Origin of the sequence: Flammeovirga sp. SJP92, assembly GCF_001583495.1 — a bacterium.
Lineage (GTDB): Bacteria > Bacteroidota > Bacteroidia > Cytophagales > Flammeovirgaceae > Flammeovirga.
The window spans coordinates 66,976-93,486 of the sequence record NZ_LQAQ01000112.1; the positions used below are offsets into that span (position 1 = coordinate 66,976).

Annotated in this window: 6 protein-coding genes; all 6 read left to right on the forward strand. The window is 35.0% G+C overall.

Annotated features, from left to right (window positions below):
- Positions 1 to 7 precede the first annotated feature (7 nt).
- The 6 genes from AVL50_RS29660 to AVL50_RS29685 all read left to right on the forward strand — a co-directional run bounded on the left by AVL50_RS29660 (position 8) and on the right by AVL50_RS29685 (position 26,510).
- Complete coding sequence (locus AVL50_RS29660; protein WP_172826950.1) at positions 8 to 9,994, forward strand: T9SS type A sorting domain-containing protein; 9,987 nt, start codon at positions 8 to 10, stop codon at positions 9,992 to 9,994.
- Between the two features lie 12 nt (positions 9,995 to 10,006).
- Positions 10,007 to 15,772, forward strand: coding sequence for an FG-GAP-like repeat-containing protein (locus AVL50_RS29665; RefSeq protein ID WP_062621189.1), 5,766 nt, complete (start codon positions 10,007 to 10,009; stop codon positions 15,770 to 15,772).
- Between the two features lie 6 nt (positions 15,773 to 15,778).
- The gene (locus AVL50_RS29670) at positions 15,779 to 17,281 is read left to right on the forward strand and encodes an OmpA family protein (protein WP_082796068.1); all 1,503 of its coding nucleotides are present in this window, start codon (positions 15,779 to 15,781) and stop codon (positions 17,279 to 17,281) included.
- A gap of 176 nt (positions 17,282 to 17,457) precedes the next feature.
- Positions 17,458 to 17,946 (forward strand): hypothetical protein, encoded by a 489-nt coding sequence (locus AVL50_RS29675; RefSeq protein ID WP_062621193.1) that lies wholly within the window; start codon positions 17,458 to 17,460, stop codon positions 17,944 to 17,946.
- Positions 17,943 to 18,482, forward strand: coding sequence for a hypothetical protein (locus tag AVL50_RS29680; protein ID WP_062621194.1), 540 nt, complete (start codon positions 17,943 to 17,945; stop codon positions 18,480 to 18,482). Before AVL50_RS29675 ends, AVL50_RS29680 begins: the two co-directional genes overlap by 4 nt.
- Positions 18,483 to 18,596: 114 nt before the next feature.
- Positions 18,597 to 26,510 carry a fibronectin type III domain-containing protein gene (locus AVL50_RS29685; protein WP_062621196.1) on the forward strand — a complete coding sequence of 2,638 codons (7,914 nt, stop codon included), beginning with the start codon at positions 18,597 to 18,599 and terminating at the stop codon, positions 26,508 to 26,510.
- Position 26,511: the final 1 nt, after the last annotated feature.

The window sequence follows — 26,511 nt, forward strand, 5'->3', positions numbered from 1 at the left end:
AATGATGATGAAAACAATAAGATTATTCATACTTCTTTTATTAGTAACTTCAATAGTCGAAGCTAGTACTTTGGCTATAAAACCTACTAGATTATTTTCGATAAATGCAGACGATACCCAACATTGTGAGGGTGTAAAGTTTTTGGCTCCACCTATTTTAGGAACTATTGCTTCTGGAAATTACACTTGGAAGGTTTATGACATTAATAATAATGAGATTAAAATTCCAGGGACTAATACTAATATTGGATCAAATTTAGGGACTGGTAATGAGACACTTGGCTTGACAAGTGCAACAATTGGTAATGAAAATATTGGAAAGGATCTTTTTCTAGTAGTATCAAGAGGGAACTTTAAAAGTCAGAGTTCTGATAAAATAATTGTCAATAAGATTTTAGAAGCACCTGTTGTTGGTAATCAAGAAATTGACCCTTTATATGGTGCGGTAATTCCCATCACAGTAAATAGAAGTGATTTTAGCAATGGGACTGTTTCAATTACTTTTGTAGCATACGAAGATACTTCAAGTCCCGAACCTGATGTTTATTTTAGTGGTTCTTTTAATTTCTCGGACACAGAGTTTTATAGAAAAGCCAGCAATAGTGCATATAGTATTGAACTAGTAGACATAAATACAGGTAGCGGTGAATACAAATTTAACCTATATTATGAACCTAAATTGTTCTACAATGATTCTGATGAATTAACCAACAATAAATACGGAAAAGTTATTTCATCGACCTATCTATTTGATATTTTTGAAGGTATTGTTTCAGATCCACAGAAAAAAGCTAATAATTGTAATGAAGTAATGGAGATTACTTTTTCTTCTTTCTGGAAAGATCAATTTAAATCAACGTATACAGGCAATACAAATTTTACCACAACTTCTTTTGGAAATAATGTTACAATCTCAGTTTCAAATGAAGGTGGGTTTTATTATGATCCAGCTGAAACAACAAGTTTGCCTGTAGGTTTTTATTCATATCAAAATGACGGTGAGGAATTAAATGGTTCAAATACTGAAATTATTTTACCAGCGCACCAAAATTTTAATGATGATAAAATTTATTCTGTCCTTACAACACATATTTTCGATGGAGTCACTGAGGTTGAAAGTACATCAATTTTAAATTCAAGTGATCAAACAGTATCTATTACTGTATCAAACCCAGTAGATAAGCCTAATTTTATTGTAACAGGTAAAGACTTTTCAGACTCTAATTTAAATCCAGATGATTTTTTAGTAAATGATGTAAGTATAACTACAAATTTTAATAATAAAGATTTATTCAGAAATGGAATTAATAATATATTCACTTTATATGGTGAGGAACCTGATGCCACAGGTCACAGCTCTATAGCAACTGAAACCATTGATACAGGTGCAGGAAATTCAGCAACTTCAATTGTTACTTATTATGGAGATAAACAAAAAAGTGGAACTTATAATTTTGATTTACATTTTAAAGATGAAAGTGAAAGCTTTTTTTCTGTTTCCGAGAGCTATATCATTCCCAATGAAATTAATTTCACATCTGATCAATGGGATAGATATGTGACGACTGTAACCGAAAGTTACCATGATGCAAAAGATGGTATCATTAATACATCATTCAATAGTAATTATGAGTATTCATTAAAGCTACAAAGTGAGTCTGGAAGTTCTTCAACTTTTGTTCCTTTTGATAGTGAAGGAGATATCTTAGCTGTAGAAACATTATTTAGTGAAGGAAATGTAGGTACTTATGAATTTATAGTTCAAGCCTCAAATAGAGATGCATCTGAATACAAGGTTAAAAATACAGGCCGTACTTCTTTAACTATTGAGAGAAAACAAGCGTTATCTGGAAGTGTCAACATTAATACAATTAATGATGAAGGCCTAGATCTGACAAAATATCATTACCCATTAAGTGAGAATCATCAAATGTCATTTTCTATAATACCTGGTGGAGGATCAGAGTCTTATGAGATTTATGGTGTAACTAATGGTTATGAGCAAGAAGATTTCCAATTAGGTACAGATGGTGAGTATTTTTTACAAAATTTCAAACTCAATACGAGCTATACTATTTTCCTAATGGATAATGTTGACAAGGCAAGAGATATTTGGGTCAGTACAGCTGGTAATATAAAAAGCTCTGTCATTGATGACAGTGGTACGAAAGGCTATTTCAAAAAAGAAAGTATAGGTCAAATTACTAATCAGCTTAATTTATTGATTGATGAACTTAAAGTTTATAATGGAGTTGAGGATCGGACAGATAAAGCTTTAAGCGGGCATATTAATTGTTTTGGGGAATCTGTAAATCTGATTTTTACTATTGATACTAGAGCAAGAGGTCTTAGTCAAGGGATTGATCAAAATGAGATAAAGTTTGCTTTGATACCAAAAAATGGTACACCAACTTTAATAAATTATAATGAGGATAATACTATATCAGTAAATATAGTTACTCCTCAAAATTATGATGTTCAATATGATGGAGTGGTTGCCGGTGAGTATGATTTATGGGTTTTAGAACATGAAGATTTATTTTTAGATGGAACATTTAATGGATATAAAATAAATACAACTACAATTGAAATTACTCAACCTTCAGAAATCAGCATCACCTTCGAAAAAGAGCCATCTACTACAAATCAGAGTGCTTCTGATCTTTTCTGGTATAAAGATGACGCGGATGCGGATCAATTTTATCACGTCTCAAGAAATGGAGGTACTGACGGTACATTCTATGTTAATTTTGATGGAGGTGTTGGTAATTATTCTTTTGACTTGATAGATGATTCAGGTAATGAAGTGAAATCCTCTACAACAATTTCTGGTGTTGCTTATCAGTTTGATGCTTTAGAGGCAGGGACTTATAAAGTTGGAACATTTAGTGACCAAAGTATTTGTACTGTAATCCCTAGTAATACCAATGACCAATATACAGTTGAAGCACCTGATGCATTAACTTTTACAACTTCCGCTGAAAATAAAGGGGGACTTACTGAATATCAAGTTTCTGGTAATAATCAATCAGATGGTGTTATCACAATCAATGTCAGTGACGGTATACCAGATTATTCTGCATTAATCTATAAGTATGATGATACTGGTAATTCCTATCAATTAATTGCGTCCAAAAATGTCGATGATTTTAGAGGAAGCCACTCTTTTACAGGTTTAAGTGCAGGTGATTATAAAATTGTTGTGAAGGATAAATACTACACATTTGGAAGTAGTATAGCAACGGTGACGGATTTTAGTACTGCTTTCCCTGATACTGACAATACAACAGGTGATGTCGTTGTCTCTGGAGTTGTGACTCTAAATGAACCTCCACCTTTAGCAATCACAGTAAAAGCACTTGATTTTAATGCTTCAAATAACACTTTATTTGTTGATATAGATGATTCTGAAGATACAGAACAATTACATGTTCAATGTAACTTTGGTGCAAAAGCCTATACAGGTGTAGTTCAAGTTGAGATTAGTGGAGGTATTCCTTATTATGTTCAAGCAGATAATAATATCTTTTATAAATTATCCTATGAAGATGGTGATGGAAACTCGATTTCTACTACTTATTCTGCAACTTATAACGCTACTGAAGGAAAATACATTTCAGAAACAAAGACGCACAATGCTCTTCCAGCTGGTGAAATAACAATTACTTATGAGGCCTTCTCTAAGGATGTTGATGCATCAGATGTGGAACATGATGATAAGTCTGTAGCCTATGATTTACAAGCACCTGAAGCATTAGCAATTGAGTTCAAAGCTCCAGAGTTACCAACTTGTATTACGGGTACTCCTGTGACAGGTGATGAAACAACAAATGGTATTCTAAAACTATCCGTTGAGGGTGGAATTTTCCTTCGGAATGCTGACCAAAGATATTATAATGTTTTCACTCAGCATACTACTTACCCTATCTATTCAGATACAGTAAGTCAATTTAGATTGGCTGATAATGGGAATCATATCAGTTCAACTTTACAAATAAAAGTTGAAGATAGATATAATTGCCCTTGTAAGGACATCACTTTGACTCCTGAGTATAGTAACTCAATCTATGATGAAACTACTCGAAATGATAATCAAACAGAAATTCAAACTATTGCAACTGCTGTAAAAAATGATGACACAGTTGAAGAACCTACAACTTTCCCATATTTCTTATCGGATTACCCTCCAATAGAAGCAGATATTGTTTCCAATTGGACTTCATGTAAAGAAGGAGAAGACGGAAGTCTTGTGGTTTCGAATTTAATTGGTGGAACTGGCCAAAGTTATCAGGTGGGATTATTTGTTCAAGGAAGTGGTACACCTTTACAAGAAACTACTAAAAATGCTTCTGATGAGTTTGTCTTTAATAATTTACCCCAAGGCAACTATGAAGTGAAAGTGATTTTTGACAAATGCCAATTTTATCGTCCGATTGATACTATAAGTTTGACTTATATAAATAAAAATAATCAGACTACGAGTATAGGTACAATTACCAATGCAGTTGTTGAAGTGAAAGAGCCAGTACCAGTTGAATTAACGCTTTCTGATGTGAATATACCTACTTGTAAAGGGATCAATAATGGATCATTTGATTTGTCGGTTGAAGGAGGTTATGCTCCATATACTGTTAGAATTTGGCAACAAGATGATGGATCAGAAGGGGTTGTTTATCATGATGAAGAATACCTTGATGCTATTTCCGTAGGAACAAGTACTGGGCTAGAGAATACATCTCCTGTCGCTTTCTCAATCAATAACCTATTAGGTGGTAAGTACTACAAAATATATATTGAAGATGCATTGGGATGTACTCATGTTGAGAGATATATCAATTTTGAAAATGAGAAATATTCAGAATTAGGTATCGATGAGCCTAATAGTAATTCGGATGATTTATATGGTACTCAATTCTTACAGCAGAAGCACCTTTACTCATCATTATCCCTTAGTTCAAAAAAGACATCTTGTGAAGCAAGTGCTGATGGTGAAATTTTATTGAGTGTAAATAATGTGTTGACTAATACTTTCCAGGTAAGGTGGGTAAGAAATAGAACTGAATTTGATGCTACTGATGTTAAAACAGTATCAGCAGGCATGGATAACCTTCTCGCTTTTAATGGTCTTGAAAATGGTAGTTATAGCTTTCAATATAATGAGGGAGGCAGTTGTGGTTGGAAAGATTTTGGACCAACAATTCCAATCACTTCATTACCTGATATTACAGCCTCATTTATAGAAAATATCATTCCTTCTGAGCAAGGATGTGGATTATATTCACTTAGAACAGGAATAGCCTCTACTGCAGTGCCAATTACTTTTACATTACAAAAAGAAGTTGCAGGAAGCTGGAATGACGAAGATAAGGTGGTTGGATCAAACAATGCCGTTGAGACATTTTCAAATTTAGGCGCAGGTACTTATAGGATTGGTTTGAGCTATCACAATGCATGTGATACTTACTACTCTGACAGTTATACATTGGGTAATTTTGTATTGAATACTATTGATTTAGAAAATCAAATTACTTGCTGGAATGATTTAGGAAGTATAGCGGTTAGTGCAAGATTGGATGGTAACCTAGTCCAAGGAGATGTAAACTATATTTTATACAAGTTAGAGGGAGGCAACTACGTAGAGTCGACTTCTAATACATTAGGTGTGTTTGAAAGTCTTGAAGCTGGAGATTATTATGTGAAGGCCACAAAAGGTGCTGATGTATCATGTCTTCAAACAAGTGAGTTTACTTATTTCTCTATCAATATTCCTGATGCCTTACAGTTAAATGTTCAAGCAGATAATACTTTGCCTGTTCGTTGTTCTGGAAGTTATACAGCAACAGCAATTGTAAATATTACTGGAGGAGTAGCTCCTTATACACTTAGTGTTAGTGATGGCTTCTCAGATGAAAGAGAGATTGAATTTGATGCAGAAGGAACGTATAATATTGAAAACTTATCGTGGGGAGGAGATTATTCATTTATTTTAGTAGATGGTGATTGTAGTGATGAAGTAACAGGAAACTTAACTTTTGATGCAAATGATATCGTATTAAATGCAACACCTGCAGATAAGGATTATTGTGCATTAAATACAGGATCTGTAGACATTGAACTTCAAAATATCTCAAATAATGTAGAAGTAATTTTGGATGGTGAATTCTATCAAAATATCAATACTTTGACATTTACAATTTCTAATTTAGAAGCTGGTCAGCATTCTATTAAAGTGACAGACCTTACTACGAGTTGTGAATCTGAAGTCATTGAGTTTAACATAGAGCAAGAAACAAAAGGCTATTATGCAGATTACGAGGTTGTAGCATCTCCAAACTGTGATTCTGAAGATGGAGAGGTAAACCTTTTGGTCAAAGATTTAGATGATAATCCTCTTAATATTAATGATTTTACAATTTTATGGGTTGAAGATAACCTAACATCAGTAACAAGAAGTGATTTAGGTAAAGGTATTCATAAAGTGATGCTTACGGATCAAAGAGGATGTCAAGAGGAACTGACGGTTCAATTGAATGCGATTAATGCAGCTGCTTTTGAAGAAGATATTGCATTGAGAGAATTACCTTATTGTAATCAACCTACAGGTGAGGTGGTTATTAAAGCGACTTCAGGAAAAAGTCCGTTTAGTTTTGTGCCTTATGAAGGAATTACTGTTTTAGATCAAAATACAACTACAGGAACTTTCCGTTTGGGAGGTTTGAAAGTAGATGAAGAATACAATTTTGAACTAAGAGATGCGAGCTGTGAATCATACATCACCATTAAGATTGAAGATGAGAAAGTGGGACATGTATTTGGAAAAGTAGCGGGTAATGTAACACCAGCATCATGTGGCAAAGAGATCGGAAGTTATGAGCTGACAAGTTATGCTGAAGAAGATTATTCGATTGAGTGGTTAGGTACTTCTCAAAAAGGAAAACTTCTTGAAAATGTATTAGCAGGTGATTATGAAGCCTTAATTATACATAACGATACTCAATGTGATACTACTATACAAATCTCAATTGGAGAAAGAAGTGCAGTTGTTTTGGCATTAGTTGCAACAGATTCGTCCAACTGTGGTTTAGGAACAGGTAGTATTGAAGTCATCGCTTCTGGTGGAGGAAATAGCTATTCTTATGAATGGAAAAAAGGGAATTTTGAGTTTGATGAGAAGAGCGAATTAATTTCAGATCTCTTCAGTGGTGTGTATCATGTAACCGCTTATGATCAATACGGATGCTCTAGTAACACATTGAGAATAACAATTCAAGATAGAGAAACACTTAAGGCAGTATTATTGCCAATCCAAAATTCAACTTGTAAAGAAGTGAATGATGGTGAGATGCAAGTAATTGTAAGTGGAGGATTAGCACCTTATGAGTTTAACTGGGATAACACTGGTTTTGTAGAAGGCAAGGATACAAATACAGCACTTGCTTCTGGTAATCATGTTGTGATTGTGAAGGATCAAAGAGGGTGTACATTTGAAACAAATATTGTCACATTGGAAGCTGATGATCCAATCAAGCTGATACTTGAGAAATCAAACCCTACATGTTTTGGAGCTAGTGATGGTACATTTGAAATTGCTGGAATCAATAAAGATGCATCATTTATCAATACATTAATTCTTAAAGACAGCTTAGACAATGTGGTTAGTACTTCAGGTTACAAAACATTGTTTGAAGGGTTGAGTTCTGGAGAATACATTTTAGAAGTGATTTCTAATAGTGGTTGTACAGTAAATGCATCCGTTAAGTTAGAAGATCCAGATCCTTTGAAACTTGAATTAGACTATGCAAATCAACCGAAATGTCTAGATGGAACAGATGGTAGAATTTCAGTGAACACAATAGGTGGTAGCGGAGATTTCACTTATCTATGGACAAATCAAGCAGGACAAACAGTCGGAAATGCTTCTCTACTTGAAAATGTAGGAGTAGGTACTTATTCACTGAAGGTGACTGATAATAACTCAAGTTTGAATTGTAGTGCTGATGGAACATTTACAATTGAAGAACTAGATACGTTGAGTATTGCTAAAATTGATTTAGTTTCTCCAAAGTGTAATGGAAATGCGGATGGTAGTATTGAAATCAGAATTCAAGGAGGTGAGGCTCCATATCAAATTGAATGGGATGGTTTTAATAATTTCACCAATAAGTTGAATAATATCACTGTAGGAGATTATAGAGTGATAATCACCGATAGAAATGCTTGCGTTAAGGACACCGTTATTTCTTTGGTAGAGCAACCAGATCCACTTCAAGTTACTGTGATTTCAAAAACAGATGCTTCATGTGATGAGTTATCTGATGGTAGTGCTGAAATTTTTGTGCAAGGAGGTACACTTCCTTATACCATCAAGTGGAACAATAATCAAAGAGGAACATCACTTCAGAATGTATCAAAAGGAACATACTTTGTTGATGTTACAGACAGAAACGGATGTACATTCGAAAGAGTAGAAGTACAAATTAATGCACCTGATCCAATTGTTGGAGAGATTATCGAACTGACAGATCCATCTTGTGTTGGAGCATTTGATGGAAGTGTAGTCTTGAAAGCAACGGGCGGTACAAAAGATTACATTTTAACTTCAACAAATGCCGTATTTATTGAGTCACTAACTGATTCTACTTTCAAAGTGGAAGGTTATGGACAAGGTTTATATGACCTTCAATTGACAGATAAAAATGCATGTAGATCTAACTTTATTTCTTTCAGATTAAATGATCCAGCTTCTATACAAGTTGATAGTGTCAAAATTGTTGAAACTTCTTGTTTTGGAAGCGAAGATGGCTCAATTACTGTTCATGCTTCAGGTGGAACCAACAACTTATCTTATGTCTGGGATAATGGACGAATCGGCAATTTTGTAGATGGATTGAGTGCTGGAAAATATACTGTATATATCAGTGATATTGATAAAGGATGTGAGGAATCGAAAACATATACTGTAACATCACCTTCAGCTTTAGAAGGCGAAATAGCACAAGTTGTAAACCCAACTTGTGTAGAAGGAGGTGATGCTTCTATTGCATTAAGTATTTCAGGAGGAACTGCACCATACACGTATGAGTGGAGCAATGGAATGACAACCGAAAGTATTGAAAACTTGGCAAGCGGTAGTTATTCAGTAGTAGTTACAGATAAAAATGGGTGTTCTATTACACTTTCACAGGAAATCATAGATCCAGATCCAATTGTTGTCGACATCCATAATCTTACTGACTTTATTGAGATTTGCGAAGGAGCATTTTACACTATCGATGCGGGTAGTCAATGGAAAGATGTAAGATGGACTTCAGATAGAGGTTTAGATGATTTCAATAGAACCTTAATTATCACTGAAGCGGGTAACTATACATTACATCTTACAACAACAGAGGGCTGTGAAACGACATATGATTTTGAGGTTGTACACCGTGATGATCTTTTAATTCCTCAATTCTTGATTGATCACTCAGCTCAAGAGAAATTTGATACTTATGTTATTGTAGATCTTACTCAGCCTGTTCCTGATGATATTTCATGGACTATTGAACCACAAATTGAAGTGGTAGACTCAACAGATTATACCTATGAAATCAGGTTTACCCAAGCTGGTGAATATACAATCCGTCAACGTTCTGTGTTAGCAGGTTGTGTGGCGGAAAAAGTACAGACTGTAAATGTAGGCGTTTTTGCAGGAGGTCGTTTTGGAATTATTGGTGATAATGTTTCTAATGAAAAAGAAGAAATTAGAATATTTGAAGTCACTCCAAACCCATCTAAAGGAACCTTCAGCGTTTATATTGGTTTGTCAGAACAAATGAATGCCTATGTATCACTGCATCAAATGAACGGATTGAAACTTTGGGATCAGTCTTTGAAAAACAGTGATCATTATGAAATTAAATATTCAAACGAAAAACTTCCAACCGGTATGTACTTGTTGAAATTGCACACTCTGAAAGGGGTGAAAGTTTTAAAAGTAATGATCGGAAACTAGAATAGAATTAACATGAATAGCAAACTTTTAATCAGCAATCTTCTGCTGTTGCTTATTACATTTCAAGTAAATGCCCAGAACTTTTCAGAAGTAACGGTAGAGGGGTTAGAGGCTTTAAATAACAGTACTTATATCAGTGCTGATTTAAATGGGAACCAAGAGAAAAATGATGTCATTTACGCTGGTATCAATTCCTCATCAACTTGGGTTATTGGTGCCAAGTACATTAGCGGTGGTGAATGGTTGGACTGGAGTAATGGGTTAGAACCTGTTGCTTCTCCAAAAATATCTATCGGAGATCTTAATAAAGATGGTAGAATGGACTTGTTTGTTGCAGGTAAAGACATTAATACGAATTCTGCTCGAATTGATGTTTACATCAATAACGGTAATGGTTCATGGACTAATATAAATTCAAGTATTCCTCAGTTAGAAAATGCTTCTATTATTTCAGGTGATTTTAGAGCTGAAGGAGAAAATGGATTATTGATTTCGGGTAAGAATAGTAGTGGAGAAATCCAGACAAGATATTTCGTTTATAGAAGCAGTAACTTTGTTGAACTTGATGTGGATATTCTAGGGTATCAAAACGCAGAAACTATCGCTTTTGATGCCAATAATGATGGTAGAATAGATGTCTTGTTTTCTGGAGATAACCCTTATGGAAATAGAGAAACAAAGCTTTACCATAACTTAGGAAAAGGAGAGTATGAAGCACAAGCAATATCTTTTCCTGCATTAAACCAGACAAAATTAAAAGTTGCTGACTTCAATAATGATGGCTATTCGGATTTAGTGATGACAGGTTTGAATGCATCAAATCAACCATCCACTTATACTTACATTAATAACACTGGTATTTGGCAACAAGTAAACTGGGGCTTAGATAATATTGCAACAGGAGGTTTGGAAGTAGGTGATTTTAATAGAGATGGATACATTGATGTTTTCTTAAACGGTTATGATCGATCTTACAGCCGTATTACGCAGCTGTATTATAATAATGCAGGAACCTCTTTTACCAATTCTACTATTTCATTTAAAGAAATTACTTCAGGTGACCTTACCGTTCTTGATTGGAACAACAATGATAAGCTAGATGTCTTACTTTCAGGTACAACTGCTTTTGGTACTGAAATATTTTTATACCAAAATGATTTCACAAGTGCAGTTACTGCTCCCCAAGTACCCACACCATTGACGCCAGTTGTGCAAGTCAATACAGTGAAGATTTTCTGGAATGATGTAGCCGATGCTATTGCGTATGATCTTAAGATAGGAACTTCATCAGGAGCAGGAGATGTAGTAAGTGCAGATGCTGAATCAGATGGAACTAGAAAGCTATTTTCATACGGAAAAACATTCTTTGAACAATTGACGATTGATTCCTTAGCGGAAGGGAAATATTATTATTCTATTCAATCTATTGGATCAGATTACAAGGGTAGTGGTTTTTCTACTGAAGATTCATTTACCATTTGTGATAAACCTGATTTAGGTGAAGACCTTGAGATTTGTTTAGAGGAAGCGGTGACATTCTCTGCAGGTACAGGAAATGAAGTGGTCACTTGGAAAAATATGAGTACCGGAGAGGTGTTAGGGTCAGGATTTACTTTAAATTATAAAGTAGAGGAAGCTCTTTCAATAGTGGTTGAAGTATCAAAACCAACTTACGGTTGTGTGATGAAAGATACTGTTCAAATCAATACACTTGCTCTTCCAGAAATTACAATGCCGAAAACAGCCAATAGTTGTATCAATGAAAAATATACTTATACATTAGATCAAACCTACGCAAAAGTAACTTGGACTTCTAAAGATGGTACTCCACTGGAAACAACAGATACTTCTTTCACTCTTTTACTTGAAAAAGAAGAAGTAGTCACTTTGACTGTAGAAAACGAAGACGGCTGTACATCTACTCAAGACATTACAATAACGCCTTATGAAGAAGTTGATCCACAAGCACCAACGGAAGTTTTTATCTGTAAAGGAGAAGAAAATACAATTTCACTTCCTGATTCATGGGAAAAAGTCGTTTGGCAAAATTTAGATGATGGTTCAGATCCTGTTGAGAGTGATACTTACACCTACATTTCTAACGTAGAGGAAAGAGTACAAGTAACAGTAACGGACGCGAATGGCTGTGTTGGAACAGATATTATTACATTAAAAGTATGGGATCTGCCTACGATTGATTTAGGAGAAGACTTACAAGTTTGTAAAGATGAGACCATTACTTTTACTACAGACGATTGGAAAACTATTCAATGGAAAAGAAAAAGTGATGGTAATATCATCGGTTCTGAAATGACATTGGAATGGACGGTAGCACAAACAGATGTTTTATACCTGGCAGTTGAAAATGAAAATGGTTGCTGGTCTTATGATACCTTAGAAATTGAAATGCTTGAACTTCCAGTCATTACATTAGAAGAGGAGTATTTTACTTGTTTCCAAGAAGTAACTGCCATTGAAGCTGGCGAACATACCACATACAAATGGTGGGATGTCAATGCGGATACCTTAATGGGTGAAGGAAAAGTATTGGCCTATACAGCTACGGAAGATATTGAAATCAAATTCACAGCAACAAATGCTGACGGTTGTGAACTTTCAAAAACAATTCAATCTAGAGTTAGGGAATTGCCAGCAGTATCGATTGGAGATGACTTGAATACGTGTATAGATGGGTTCTTGACCATCAATCTAACAACAAATGATTGGGCTTCGATTGAATGGGGTGCTTTGCAAACCTCTGCTCATACTGCAACAGATGTAACTCAAGTTGAATGGGATTTTGCGGTTGATGATACGGTTTGGGTAAAAGTGATTGACAATAATGGATGTGTAAACACGGATACACTTAAAGTAACAATTTGGGATGAGCCAGATCCAGGTCTTTCAGAAGAAGTATTTATTTGTGAATATGAGACATTAACATTAGAAGCAACTCAATCATGGGCTAATGTTGAATGGAAAAGATTATCAGATGAAACAGTAGTAAGCACTGAGAATACCTATAGTATATTAATTACAGAGCAAGACACTGTGGTACACACTGTATCAGATGGTAATGGATGTGTTGGAATTGATACGGTAGTTGTAAAAGTATATCCACGCCCTGAGTTCGATTTAGGAAATGATACATTGATATGTTACAGTTCTTCTATTGATTTAGATGTTGGTGGAGGGTATACACAAGTGGAGTGGTATTCCAAAAATCAAGGAAAATTAGCAGAAACTTCTCGTTTGTTGAATTGGACCGTAACGGAGACTGATTCAGTTTGGGCCATTGCAACAAATACTGAAGGATGTCAGAACGTTGATTCTATCTATGTAGAAATGGCACCACTTCCAACTCCAAATATTGGCGAAGAATTAAGAGCATGTATTGGAGATGTGGAAACAATTGATGGAGGAGATTGGAAAACTTACCAATGGACTTCAGGACAATATGGAGATCTTGGTACAGATAAAACCATTGCGTATACTTTTGCAGTTCAAGATACAATTTGGCTGACAGTAACAAATGAGAATAACTGTACTGAATACGACTCATTGATCATCAATCCATTTGCACTACCTGATTTTACAATGGGTGAAGATCAAGTGATCTGTTACAAAACAAGTGCTGAATTATCTATTGGTAATGACACTTGGACTAATGTAAAATGGTTCTCAAAAGAAAGAGGAGAAATTGCCACTAACGTAAATTCAATCACTTATACAGCCACAGTGAAGGACTCAATTTTTACGGAAGTGACCAATGAAAATGGTTGTATCGCATATGATACCTTAGTGATGGGAGTTTATGATCTTCCGGTGTTTGAAACACAAGGAACAAAAGAGATTTGTCATTTATCGAATTACCAATTAACGGTTGATTCATCTTTAGATTCAGTGAATTGGTATGTGTTAGGAGAAAATAGCCCATTTGTAGAAAATCAAAGGTTTATCACTGCTCAAATGACAGAAACGATTACTTATGTAGTAGAGGCTTTCAATGTTGAAAGATGTGTGTGGTATGACACTGTTGAAGTAAAACAGTTAGCGCTTCCTGAATTTTCTTTAGGAGCGGATCAGTCTATTTGCTACAATACTGAAGTAGTTATTGAGGTTGACAGAGAAATTGAGTCAGTAGATTATATCCATTGGTATTCAACGTTTGAAGGAAAACTAGACAACGATGATAATACTTCTTTTACTCAAGAAGTTTTTAATGATGAGACAATTTGGGTAGAAATAGGAAATACAAATGGCTGTATTTACAGAGATACAGTGGAAGTGAAAGTGCTAGAATTACCGACATTTGAGTTAGGAGAGACACAACAGATTTGTTACTTAGAATCTACAACTTTTGAAGTTGGAATTTCATCAGACATCGTGAAATGGTCTTCTCATTTATTAGGTGAAATTAAAGAAGGAAATGAGTACACTCACAGTGTATATGAAACAGATACAATTTACGTTGAACGTACTAACGAATTGGGTTGTATTTGGAAAGATACAGTTACAGTAGAAATGCTTGAGTTGCCAGATTTCCAAATTCCTGAAACTTATGAGATCTGTTTTGATCAAGAAGGTACTATCAAAGTAGAAGGAGATTGGAGTAAAGTGGAATGGTTGGATATCAATCACAATACATATGCAGAGGATGGAACTTCTTATACTTTTACTGCAGATGAAAGCCATACTATTGTGGCAAAAGTAACTTCTTGGCAAGGCTGTGTAAGTTATGATACAACAGAAATTGAAGTATTAGAATTACCAATTGCCAAAGCTGGAGAGGATAAAGTGATTTGTACTGCCGATATTGTTCAAATTGGAGAAAACGAATCCAATGCAGATTGGACTTACAATTGGTTCCCATCTGAAGGATTGTCTGATGCGAGTATTGCAACACCGAACGCATCACCTCAAAGTACAACCACTTACTATCTGCAAATTACAAACGACAAAGGGTGCGTATCTTTATTAGATTCAGTTACTGTAACCGTTAACGAATTTTATAGTGTAAATGCCGGTCCAGATGTAGAAATCTGTATTGGTGAAAGTGTTGAAATAGGAGGTTATCCAATCGTAGATGGAGGAGAGCATAACTATTCATTTGAGTGGAATAATGCGGCTACACTTGATGATGCAAACGCCTCTCATCCACTGGCATTCCCAACTGAAACAACAGAATATATTGTGACAGCTAAACTTGGTGATTGTCTAGAATACCAAGATACGGTCACAGTAACGGTACATAAACTACCTGAAATTACAATTAGTGAAGATGTATCTATTGGATACAAAGGAGAGGTAACATTAGAAGCTTCAGGAGGAAAATACTATCTTTGGGCACCTGATTATGAAATCAATTCTCCATCCATTTCATCACCTACAGTTTCACCAAAAGTAACGACCACATATACAGTACAAGTGATGACAGAAAACGGGTGTGTAGATACAAAATCAATGACTGTCTTTGTCGGAAATGAGGTATTTGTGCCAAACTTATTTACTCCAAATGATGATGGTAAAAACGACACCTTCCATGTGTATGGAAAGGGTATAAAAGAACTAGAACTTAAAGTAATGGACCACGCTGGAAAGACAGTCTATTATTCTGATAACTATAAAGATATCAATGAAAAAGGTTGGGACGGCAAACTAAATGGAGCGGACCTTCCAAATGGTACCTATTTATGGAAAATTGCTGGAATCTATGAGGACGGAACAGAAGTCAAGTATAACGGAACCACTCATGGAACGATTAACCTAAAACGATAATAGAAAATGAATAACTCTTTAAATATAATCATCAGACTTTTTTGCTTTTCTGTGCTCCTGTTTTTAAGCCAGACTATTTTTGCCCAAACAGCAGGATACGGAACATTGAGAGATTATGCCCCATTAAGGTACTCTGCTGCTTATGGAGGATTGAACACTGACGCCTCATTTTCCTTGCTTCATAAATCCGTCAACTACGGTCAGGGAGTGAATCGAAATAGAAGTATTATTACAGGTGCTTTGCCATGGGTTGATAAAGAAACAAAAGCCTTGAAAGGAGGTGGCGGTCTTTATTATTTAAATGAAAAACCAACAGAATCTTTAGGTTTCGAAACACAGGAAATTGGAGGTTCTTTTGCCTATACTGTTCGATTAAGAAAAAACCATGACCTGTCTATGGGATTGGGTGTTTCCTGGACTTCTATTCGATTGAATACTGAAGGGGTAACGACAGGTAGTTTATGGCACCCCATTTATGGACTAGTGGATGGAGCTGAAATCAATGAAAATCTTTCAACAGAAAGAAATAGTTACACAAGTATTTACGGTAGTTTATTATGGTCTTCATTAGATCTTTATGACAGAGAAAAACATCGTTTCGGTGTAAATGTTTACCGCTTGAATAGACCGGAAAATAGTTCAGACCTTTCTAACGATTTTCTAGACTTTGGTTGGAGTGCAATGGCTAATTTTCATATTTGGGTAAATCCATATATTTCAATTACACCTGATTTGATGTATGATTATATGGATCAAAGACATACTATTCAAAGTACAGTATGGGCAGGTTATCATTTCTTCAACGAAAACCCTACAGATCCATTAAGTACAGGAGGTTTGGAAGCTGGATTAAGTTATTCTAATCACGGTCAGATGGGACTTGGTTTTAAGTTTGATCAAAAGCATTATGAGATTGCTTTCTTCAACTATTTCCAAACAAAAGCAACAAGTGCATTCCCAGAACAATCAACTTTTGAAGTAGCATTCAGGTTGAAAAAAGGATTAGCGAAAAGAAAAAGAAATAGATCTGTTTATTATAAATCTACAGCAACAAACCCGAGAGATCAATACCGTTCATTTAATTCCAACAGAGGTGGAGGTAGAGATGAAAACCTAAATACTTCCCCTGCATCAACAGATGAAGTCATTGATGAACCTAGAAGGGAAATGAAGCCAATCAAATATATTTTACAATATAGATTGAATGAAACTACATTGACAAGACACTCTCAAATGCAATTAGACTATACAGTGAAATTGTTAAAATCTAACGATCATATCAATATTAGAATTGTGGGTCATAGTGATGATTTGGGTGCTCCAAAAGTCAAAGCAAAAGTAGCTTGGGAGAGAGCAAAACAAATCCGAGATTATCTAAGAAAAGAAGGTATTGAGCCGCATAGAATACAGGCATCTTCTAAATCTGACAATGAGCCAATGGTTGATAACGATACGGATGAGCATCGAGCAGAGAATAGAAGAGTAGAGTTGTTTATATATGAAAAATAGAAAACAGTTTTTCTGAATTTATAGAAACCATTTGAAGCTTGATTTTAATGTTAAATTAAAATCAAGCTGAATGGTTTAAACCTCTTTTTTAGGGCAACAAAGGATTAAATAAATGATGAAGTAAAACTATCAGCTTTGTTTCAATACGATTTGGTAGTTTATAAAGAAGATAACTTATGGAAATAAAAAAAATATTAAATAAATGCTTTTTTAAGCTTACTTTCAAAACAAAATTTGATTGCCTTAAGCTATTCCTTTCTCTAACATTCATCATATTTTTTGTTGAATCGAAAACATTTGGGCAAACTATTCTAAAACAAGGTACTTATTATATTACCATAAGTGTAGATAACCGAATAGTAGAAGATAGGAATACATGTCATTATAATGAAATCAATTCTTTTCCTACAGCATTGGAAGAAACATCAAATACTTTTTCGTTTAAGTATAGGTCAGTTTCAGGTACAGGTAGGAAAGATGGTAATGATTATTGTAATTATCCTAATATGGATTGGAATAAACCATTAATTACAATGAACATCACTATTGATAACTCTGATAATAAAAACTATGGAGAAATAAAAAGAAATATATCGACATCTCCAGATATGAACTTTATAATTAAATGGAACTACTGTGATACTGATAAACCAATTGCAAAATGATGAAATTAATTGTAATATTATTATTCTTGAATTTTTCTTATCTATCTCAAGTGTCATTCGCACAAACTGAAACCATAAGTGTAAATAAGAAAGTATTATCATTTCTTCTTTCGAAAAGTGAAAACAAATCTAATAACATGTGTTTTGGAAGTAATTGTATGAAAGTATTTAAAATTGATAATATATATTTTTCAGATAAGATTAATGCTTATGTTCCTTATGTTACGCAAGGGAAGGGTTTAATTGACAAAAGTCAAACTAAAGTTCAAATTAAAGCTTCTGGAATTGTCTATACTTTTGATGGATCCACAAATTATTCTACACAAGGGGTTACAGTAAATGATTTAACGTTTGAAACAACTATTTCAGGAGGTATTACTGAGATTAGAGATCAATACGGTACAAGTTATAAAATGGCTTACAATATGGATTTGTATGGTGGAGATGATGGTTATCATTACTTTCCTTTAGTAATAAACTTAAGTACAACTTTAATACTTAAAGATAAACCCGAAGTATCTAAATCAGGGAACTAAATTTTCAAGAATATAAAATTAGGTAACTGAAATCTAGTGAAAGAGAGAAAGTAACAAACTGAAATTATTTTTTAATTATGATCTCTTTTGTATTTCAATAACACTAACATATCAATGATAAAAAAACTAATACTCCTTCTTCTGACATTTGTCACTTTGCAAAGTGTCAATGCACAGAGATATCCGGTGCAGGCAACCCTAATGCTCAATGCACCATACCCTGTACGCTTGTCTGAGTATTCACAGATTGGGTCTTCTAAAGTACAGGCCAATATTTGGCTGAAAGATTTAAGCCAGCAGGATATTCCTGTCCGATTCAAACTAAGAATTGAGAATAAGCAAAAGCGTTTAATATTAGAAACCAAACCTACTTATCTACCTGACCCAATACACTTAATCGGAGGTCAGGCAGAGATGTTTGATGGAACAGAATTGGGAAGCTACTTTGAGTTGAACAATCTTAGAGCAGTGAGCGGAAGTACATCAAGTATTGTAAATAATGGTGGGAAATTGCCAGATGGTAATTATGTATTCTCTCTGGAAGTATTGGAGTATTATACTGGAAGGAAGATTTCAAATACGTCAATGTATCAATGTTTTATCATTTTGAGTGATCCTCCGTTGTTATTGATGCCTTATGAAAATCAGAAAGTAGTGGCTTCAGATCCGCAGTTTGTGAACTTTTCATGGAACCCAAGACACCTTACTTCACCCAATAGACCTCAAAATGTTACTTATCGTTTTCAGGTCGTTGAAATCTTGCGTGAGAACCAGCCTGCAGGTGATGCTTTTTCAAATACTCGACCAATCATTGATGAAGAAGGAGTAATGACGCCTGCTTATCAAGTGGGTGTGATGGATACGCCACTTGAGCCAGGAAATAAATATGCTTGGAGAGTGCAAGCTTATGATGAAGATGAGTTAGGTCTTTTAAAAAATGACGGTTGGAGTGAGCCTAGAATTTTCCAGTTTGGTGATGCATGTAGAGTGTGTGAAAAATTTGCTGTAGCAAACACAACACCATCACGTATTGAAGTGGAGTGGACTGGAGATTTTTCTCATAATAACTGGGAGGTTAGGTATAGAAGAAAAACCAAAGAAGGGGAAGAAGTATTGCCATGGAGTACAAAAGAGTTTTTAGCGGATTTAGGAAATGTGAAACCTTTGACTCCAGGAACTGCATATGAATTACAAGTAAGAGGAGTTTGTTCGGGTGATCGTTATGGCGAATGGTCGGAAATTATTTCAGCTTCAACAGAAGAACAACCAGAAAGAACTTATAAATGTGAAGGTGGTGAATTCTTAATCTCTTGGGAAAATAGTGACCCTCTAAATGAACCACTAAATGTAGGGGAGAAATTTACAGCAGGCGATTTTGATGTAACTGTTGTAGAAGATGAGTTCAAAGATGGTAAGCATACGGGTAATGGTATGATCCGTATTAATGCATTCAATAAAGTATTTTTTACTGTAGAATATGAAGATTTAGTGATCAATACGGATTATCAATTGATTGAAGGCGAAGCTTATGTAACGGGTTCGGATACTGATATTATTGATCCAGATTTGGCAGCTGCAATTATGGATGGTTTGGACAAACTGGATCAAGTGCTAGCAGAAGCTGAAAAAGCAGCAGAGTTTGTAGAAAATGTTTTTGATAACCTTCCTGATGAGATCAAGGAGGAGTTGAATAAATTGAAAGACGAAGTTAGCTCGACAAAAGATGCTTTAGATGAAGCAAAAGATGTATTGAAAGAAGCTAAGAAGTCTGGAGATGAAGATGCAATTGCTGCGTCTGAACAATCAGTAGAACTAGCGAAACAAGCGAAAGCAGATGCAAAAGCAAGTAATAAGCAAGCCATCAACAAAGCATTACAACACATTAAAGAAGAATTTAAGAAAGGGTTAACGGCTATTGGAAAGCTTGAGAAAAATATTCAATCAACTTTAAGTGAGGAGGAAAAAAGCAAGCGTGTTGTATTGGTAACAGAAGGTATGACGCTTGGTGAGGATATTTTAAGTTTCTTCAATATGCTGGACGGACAGTCTCAACAGCCAGACGACTTGAATGATTACAAAGACGTAACAGATGATGAGGCGTTATTAGCTATTTATAATGAAATTCATGATGGAGCAACTATCATTGATGGTGGGGGCGTAAGCGATTTGCCAACAGCTATAGAAAATGTAAGAAAGGCGGTTTGGGCTTATAAAATTAGATTCGAAAAGTACAGTGATGAAGCTGCAGGAGAGGAGAATGCTGAGGATGGAAGTGATTCTACAGAAGATAATACTGAAGAGGATATCATTGTAGCCAACTTGGATATAGGAAAAGACATTAAGAAAGGGGATGAAGTGAAGTTTGGACCAATTGCCATTGCGTTGACTGAAGATCCAACACTATTGTCTGAAGCAGAAGATGTTTGTAAATATGAGTTGAAAAATGTCACATTTAAGTTGCCATTTGAAAATGAATATGTAGGCGAATACTCTATCGATATTTCAGAAGCGAACCTAGTATACGAGCTGTATTGTAGTACTGAAAAATTAAAAAGTGCTTCCATCAGCTGGTCTGACAATAATGGAAAAGATGTAAGCTTAGGGTTTATAAATTCAAAAGTGAAGAAGTTGGACCTTTCGTTAGATGATAAAGGGAAATTGTCAGGTGGCGTTGACTTAACGGCCAACTTGCCAGCAGATAAAACATTATTATCGGCAGTGGTAGTGAAGAAAGGTTTTGGAGGAGACTTCACTTTTAACTACACAACCACTACAGATTACTTTGAAGGCGATTTTGACTTTGCTAATCTTTCTTCATTAAATGTTGATTATGTAAGAGGCGATAAAGTCATCGCTTCCATCAAAGATGCTACATTATCAAATAAAGCCTCTTTGGAAGCGGATTTATCATTATCAGATCCTGTAAGCTTTACGTACAAAGGTTTGACAATGTCATTGAAAGAATTTGATGCTTCATTTATCATTTCTGTGAAAGATACTATCACTTTTAAAACTTTGACGTCAACTATTGGTATAGATAAAATACCAGGTATACCTACAAGTTTTGATGTAAAAGGAGAATTGAAAGATGGAAATATTACAGCCTCTATCCAGAATTTAGAAAAACTACAATTCTATGGTGTTCAAATTGAAACTAAACAGTTAAGTGCAGAATTTGACAAACACTTCGATTACGTTGGTTTAAAAGGAAAAGACATCGCAGGTTCATATAGTAAAACAATTGAAGGAAAGCTTTTCGAAGGTGATTTCACTATTGAGAAACTGGAAATGAAAGCAGATTCCTTGACGAAGTTAGAGATGAAAGGATCATTGAATTACGGTGATTTGGCTTCTCTTACTTTGACAAATGGAATGTATATCCCTTCTATGAAATCAATTAAGCTTGATGCTGATGTAAAAGCAAATACAGCAGAGGAAGATAATGCTGTTGATTTATCTTTCCGTAGTATCATGATTGATGAAGAAGGTGAAATTACACTAGGTGCTGCAGGTGGAGAAGCTCTCTTTACTTATGGTCCTTTAAAGGTCGAATTTTTACAACCAATTCAAGATATTACCGAAGTCGTAAAAGCTCAAGCTATTGTCACAGTAAGTATCCAAGATTCTACTTACCAAGATAGCGTGAAAGTGACAACTGATATTGAATATCAACAACTGGATGGGGAATTGATTTATGTAAAAGCAATCGCTTCTAATCAAAATATTCCATTGCCAGATGTTTATGATATTGAAAGCAAAGTCACTGGTTTTGACTTAGTCTATAAGAAAGAAAATGAGGTTACTGATATTTCAGGTTCAGTAACTTTCAACGGTAACCTTACTGAAGATAAGTTGTACAGAGAAGGTACTATTATTCTGAAAAAAGGTCTTGATGGTACATTCAAATACAACGTTGCTTATAACTCTGTCAGTTCAGAGAGAATCTATGGTAGCTTTGACTTAGTTGGTTTGAAGAACATTAATGTTGACTTCAAGAAGGAAGATAAAGTTTTTGCAAAGATCAAAAATGCTGCGGTGACAGAAAAAGGAATCGTCAAAGCTGATATTGCAATGACTGAAAAAGTACAGTACAAGGATCATGGAGTTGATGTTACTTTAAATACACTAAAAGGTAAGATCAACTATGATATGAAGAAAAAGGACTTTAGTGTTCTGAACGTAACAGGTGAAGGGGTGATCTCTAACTTGCCAGGGACAACGGCTCAAATGAAAGTGAGCTTGGGAATGACAACCAATAAGATTACGGGTGCCATCAAAGACCTTGAAAAGTTAGAATTCTATGGTGTAGAAATGGAATCAAAACTGCTTAGTGCATCCTTTGATCACCATTTTAATTTCCTAGGGTTTAAAGGAAAAGACATTGCAGGTACTTATAATAGAACAATTGATGGAAAACTATTCAAAGGTGATTTCTTGATTAAAAACTTAGAAATTAAAGGAGATTCACTTAAGAATTTAGAGATGACTGGTGCTATGAGTTATGGTGATTTAGCATCCATGACTTTAACAAATGGTAGATACATTGCTCATCAAAAATCAATAAAACTAGATGCTGATGTAAAAGCCAATACTACCAACAGTGATAATTCGGTAGACCTGACTTTCAAAAGTATCATGATTGATCAAAATGGTGATGTTTCTATTGGATCTGCAGGAGGTGAAGCCTTATTTACTTACGGACCAATGAGAGTAGAATTTTTACAGCCTCTTCAAGACTTATCTGAAAAGGTAAAAGCTCAAGCTATTGTAACCGTAAGTATTCAAGATTCTACGTATCAAGACAGTGTAAAAGTCACAACAGAAGTTGAATATCAACAAAGAGGTGGTGAGTTGATTTATGTAAAGGCAATCGCTTCCAATCAAAATATTCCATTGCCTGATGTTTATGATATTGAAAGTAAGGTAACTGGTTTTGACGTAGTCTATAAAAATGAAAATGAGGTCATGGATATCTCAGGTTCTGTGACTTTCAATGGTAACCTTACGGAAGATAAATCTTACAGAGAAGGCACAATCATTTTGAAGAAAGGCCTTGACGGTACATTCAAATACAATGTTGCTTATACATCCGCTGACCCATCAGAATTATATGGTGGTTTTGATCTTGTCGGTTTAAAGAAAATAAATATCGACTTTAAGAAAGACAATAAAGTATTCGCGAAGATCAATAACGCGGCTATTACTGATAAAGGAATGGTGAAAGCGGACATTGTCACTACAGAAAAGGTAGAGTACAAAGAGAACGGATTGGACGTGACATTGACTTCTTTAAAAGGTAAAATCAATTATAACCTTAAGAAGAAGAGCTTTAAAGTATTGAATGTTACAGGTGCTGGAGTTATTTCAAATCTTCCAGGTACTTCAACTCAAATGAAAATAGGCTTGGGGATGACTTCCAATAAAATTACCGGTAAGATCAAGGATTTAGACTCTCTAAATATTTATGGTATCAATATGGAAGCGAAAAAGCTTTCGGCCTCTTTCTCTGATGAGTTCAAGTTGCTTTCGGTTTCAGGTAAAGACCTTCAGTCGTCTTATTCAAAAGAAATCAATGGCAATAAATTACAAGGTAAACTGAATATCAAAGAGTTCTTGTACAATAAAGATTCATTGAGAAAATTTGAGGGTGACGGTACAGTGTCCTATGCTAATTTTGCGAAAGTGACGCTTTCTGCAGGGTCTTATAATTTTGAGGATAGAGCCATAGAATTTGCAGCATCAATTGATGTAGAAGCCAATCAGGATAATCAAGTATCAACAACAATTGATAAAGTGATTATTAAAGAAAATGGTGACTATGAAATTGGAGAAATATCTGTAGATGCATTAGCACAGTTTGGCCCTGTAAAAGTGAAGTTTGCAAAAGAACCGAGCAACAAATCAAAAATAACAAAAGTAGAAGCTGAAGTTTCACTACTTGTGAAGAAAGGGAAAGTGGATAAAAACTTAACTTTTAAAACGGAAGTAGAATACAAAAAAGACAAGAATAAAGGTTTCACTTACCTGAAGGTAGACGCTAAAGATTTGCAAAAGGAATTCCCTGAAATCTACGGTGTTCAGACCAAGGTGAAAGACATTATCATCAGCTATGATTTTGAAGGTGAGAAACCTACTTATTCAGGATCAATTGTCTTAGATGCTTCATTGAAAGAAGATAAATATTTATACAAAGATCTTGTAATGCTGAAAAAAGGAGTAGGTGGTACAATCAGTATTGATCTGGATTCTGAAGTGGACGGAGGATTAAAAGACTTCAACCTAAGCAAAATCAAGGACTTCAATATTGTGATGATTAAGAAGGAGAAACAAATTGCCATCTTTACTGGAAGTATCTCTAATCAGGGAATTATGAGCGGTAAATTTGCGGTTACACAACCTCAGTCAGTTTCAATGAATAGCTTCAATGCCACTTTAAATCAATTTGATGTAGATGCCGATTATAATCTAAATACGGAAGAATTTACATTCAAATCAGGTAATGGTGAATTATTAGTAAGCGGTATTCAAGGTTTAGATGGAGATGTAATTTTGAGTTTGGAGTACAATCAGCAAAACTTATTGGCAGGGTTAAGTACTAAAACGAAGAGTTTGAAATTCTGTAAGCTTGATGTGAAGAACCCTGCATTTGAATTTACATTAGATGACAATCTTGATCTTAAGAAAATTGAAGGTAGCTTTGGCGTAAAACCTGAAGGAATGTCTTCTGAATTGACGTTGAAAGATTTGGTGATTGAAGAAGGTAAAGTGAAAACTGTGAAAGGTAAGGCCAACGTATCTTACAAAAACTTCAGATTTGATATTTTATCTGCCGCATACACTGCTCAAACAGGCTTGAACATGAATGCTAAAGTATTACTTGGTGATTCTTATGTGAAAGTTGATAAGTTTAAAGTGGGATTAGATGGTGCTGTTTCAGTAGGTAAAGCTTCGGGTGATTTGAATAAATCATTAATGGCAATCAAGTTTGAAGCAACCTTTAAAGAAAACCAATTTGCAGGTACATTTGATGCAACAGTCTCTAAGAAACTGAGCATCTCGGGAGCAGTAGATATGGGTACAAGTGATTGTGATAACTGTAATGAAAACAACAAGTTCGTATACGGGTATTATAAATTGACAGTCGGAGCACCAATTCCAATCTTTACAGGTGTTTCTATCTCGAAACTTGGAGGGCAGTTTGGTTATAACTACTATATTGATTTTGCCAAAGGCGATAAACTAGGTACACCACAGTATGGTAAATACATTGCTGGTTTCTCATTTGGATTACAAGATCAGGCCGGTATCGTTGAGTTTGCCGTAGATCCAGCGGTTTATTCATGGGGAAATAGAACGGCCATGCTTCACTTAAATGGTACGATTAAATCTCCTAAAGTAAATCCAATTTTTGACGGTAGAGCAAGTATGACATTAAACCTTCCAAGTTATGATATTGAAGGAGTATTAGCCGCTAAGATCAATATCCCAGCGAAAAGTGGATTTATCTTTAAAGCAAATCAAGATATTGACTATTCTATCACTTCAACGAAGACTACATTCAGCACAAATGAGATGAATGCGAAGATCTTTAACCAAGTGGACTTCATCGGTAACTTCTCGAATGAAAGAACATTTAATTCATCAGGTGTTTTATTGAAAGCAGATGGTAGTTTGAGTGGTAAGTTGATTTATGAGTACAATGGAGAATATTCTACTTCGGTATTAGGCAACTCGATTGACTGTAAGTTTAGCTTCAATATAGACGGTCAAATCAATACATCTTTTGATGATCAGAAATTCAAAACAGATCTAATCGCTGTAAATGTGGGAGCATCAGCAGACGTGGTGGTCGATACTTATTTTGGTAAAGTAGAACCAACATTATCCATCTCAGCAACAGGTAAATTTATGCCAGTGAATACAGATTGGAAATTAGATACTTCATATAACCTGACAATCGGTATTTCAGGACACACTGAAACCTTCTCAGGTACTTATACTAAAACATTTGGTTCGGTCAATGAATAGG

What these genes read in the sequence shown, in the direction of transcription:
- AVL50_RS29660 (WP_172826950.1), top strand. Translation starts at nt 8, where the DNA reads ATGAAAACAATAAGATTATTCATACTTCTTTTATTAGTAACTTCAATA.
- AVL50_RS29665 (WP_062621189.1), top strand. Translation starts at nt 10,007, where the DNA reads ATGAATAGCAAACTTTTAATCAGCAATCTTCTGCTGTTGCTTATTACA.
- AVL50_RS29670 (WP_082796068.1), top strand. Translation starts at nt 15,779, where the DNA reads ATGAATAACTCTTTAAATATAATCATCAGACTTTTTTGCTTTTCTGTG.
- AVL50_RS29675 (WP_062621193.1), top strand. Translation starts at nt 17,458, where the DNA reads ATGGAAATAAAAAAAATATTAAATAAATGCTTTTTTAAGCTTACTTTC.
- AVL50_RS29680 (WP_062621194.1), top strand. Translation starts at nt 17,943, where the DNA reads ATGATGAAATTAATTGTAATATTATTATTCTTGAATTTTTCTTATCTA.
- AVL50_RS29685 (WP_062621196.1), top strand. Translation starts at nt 18,597, where the DNA reads ATGATAAAAAAACTAATACTCCTTCTTCTGACATTTGTCACTTTGCAA.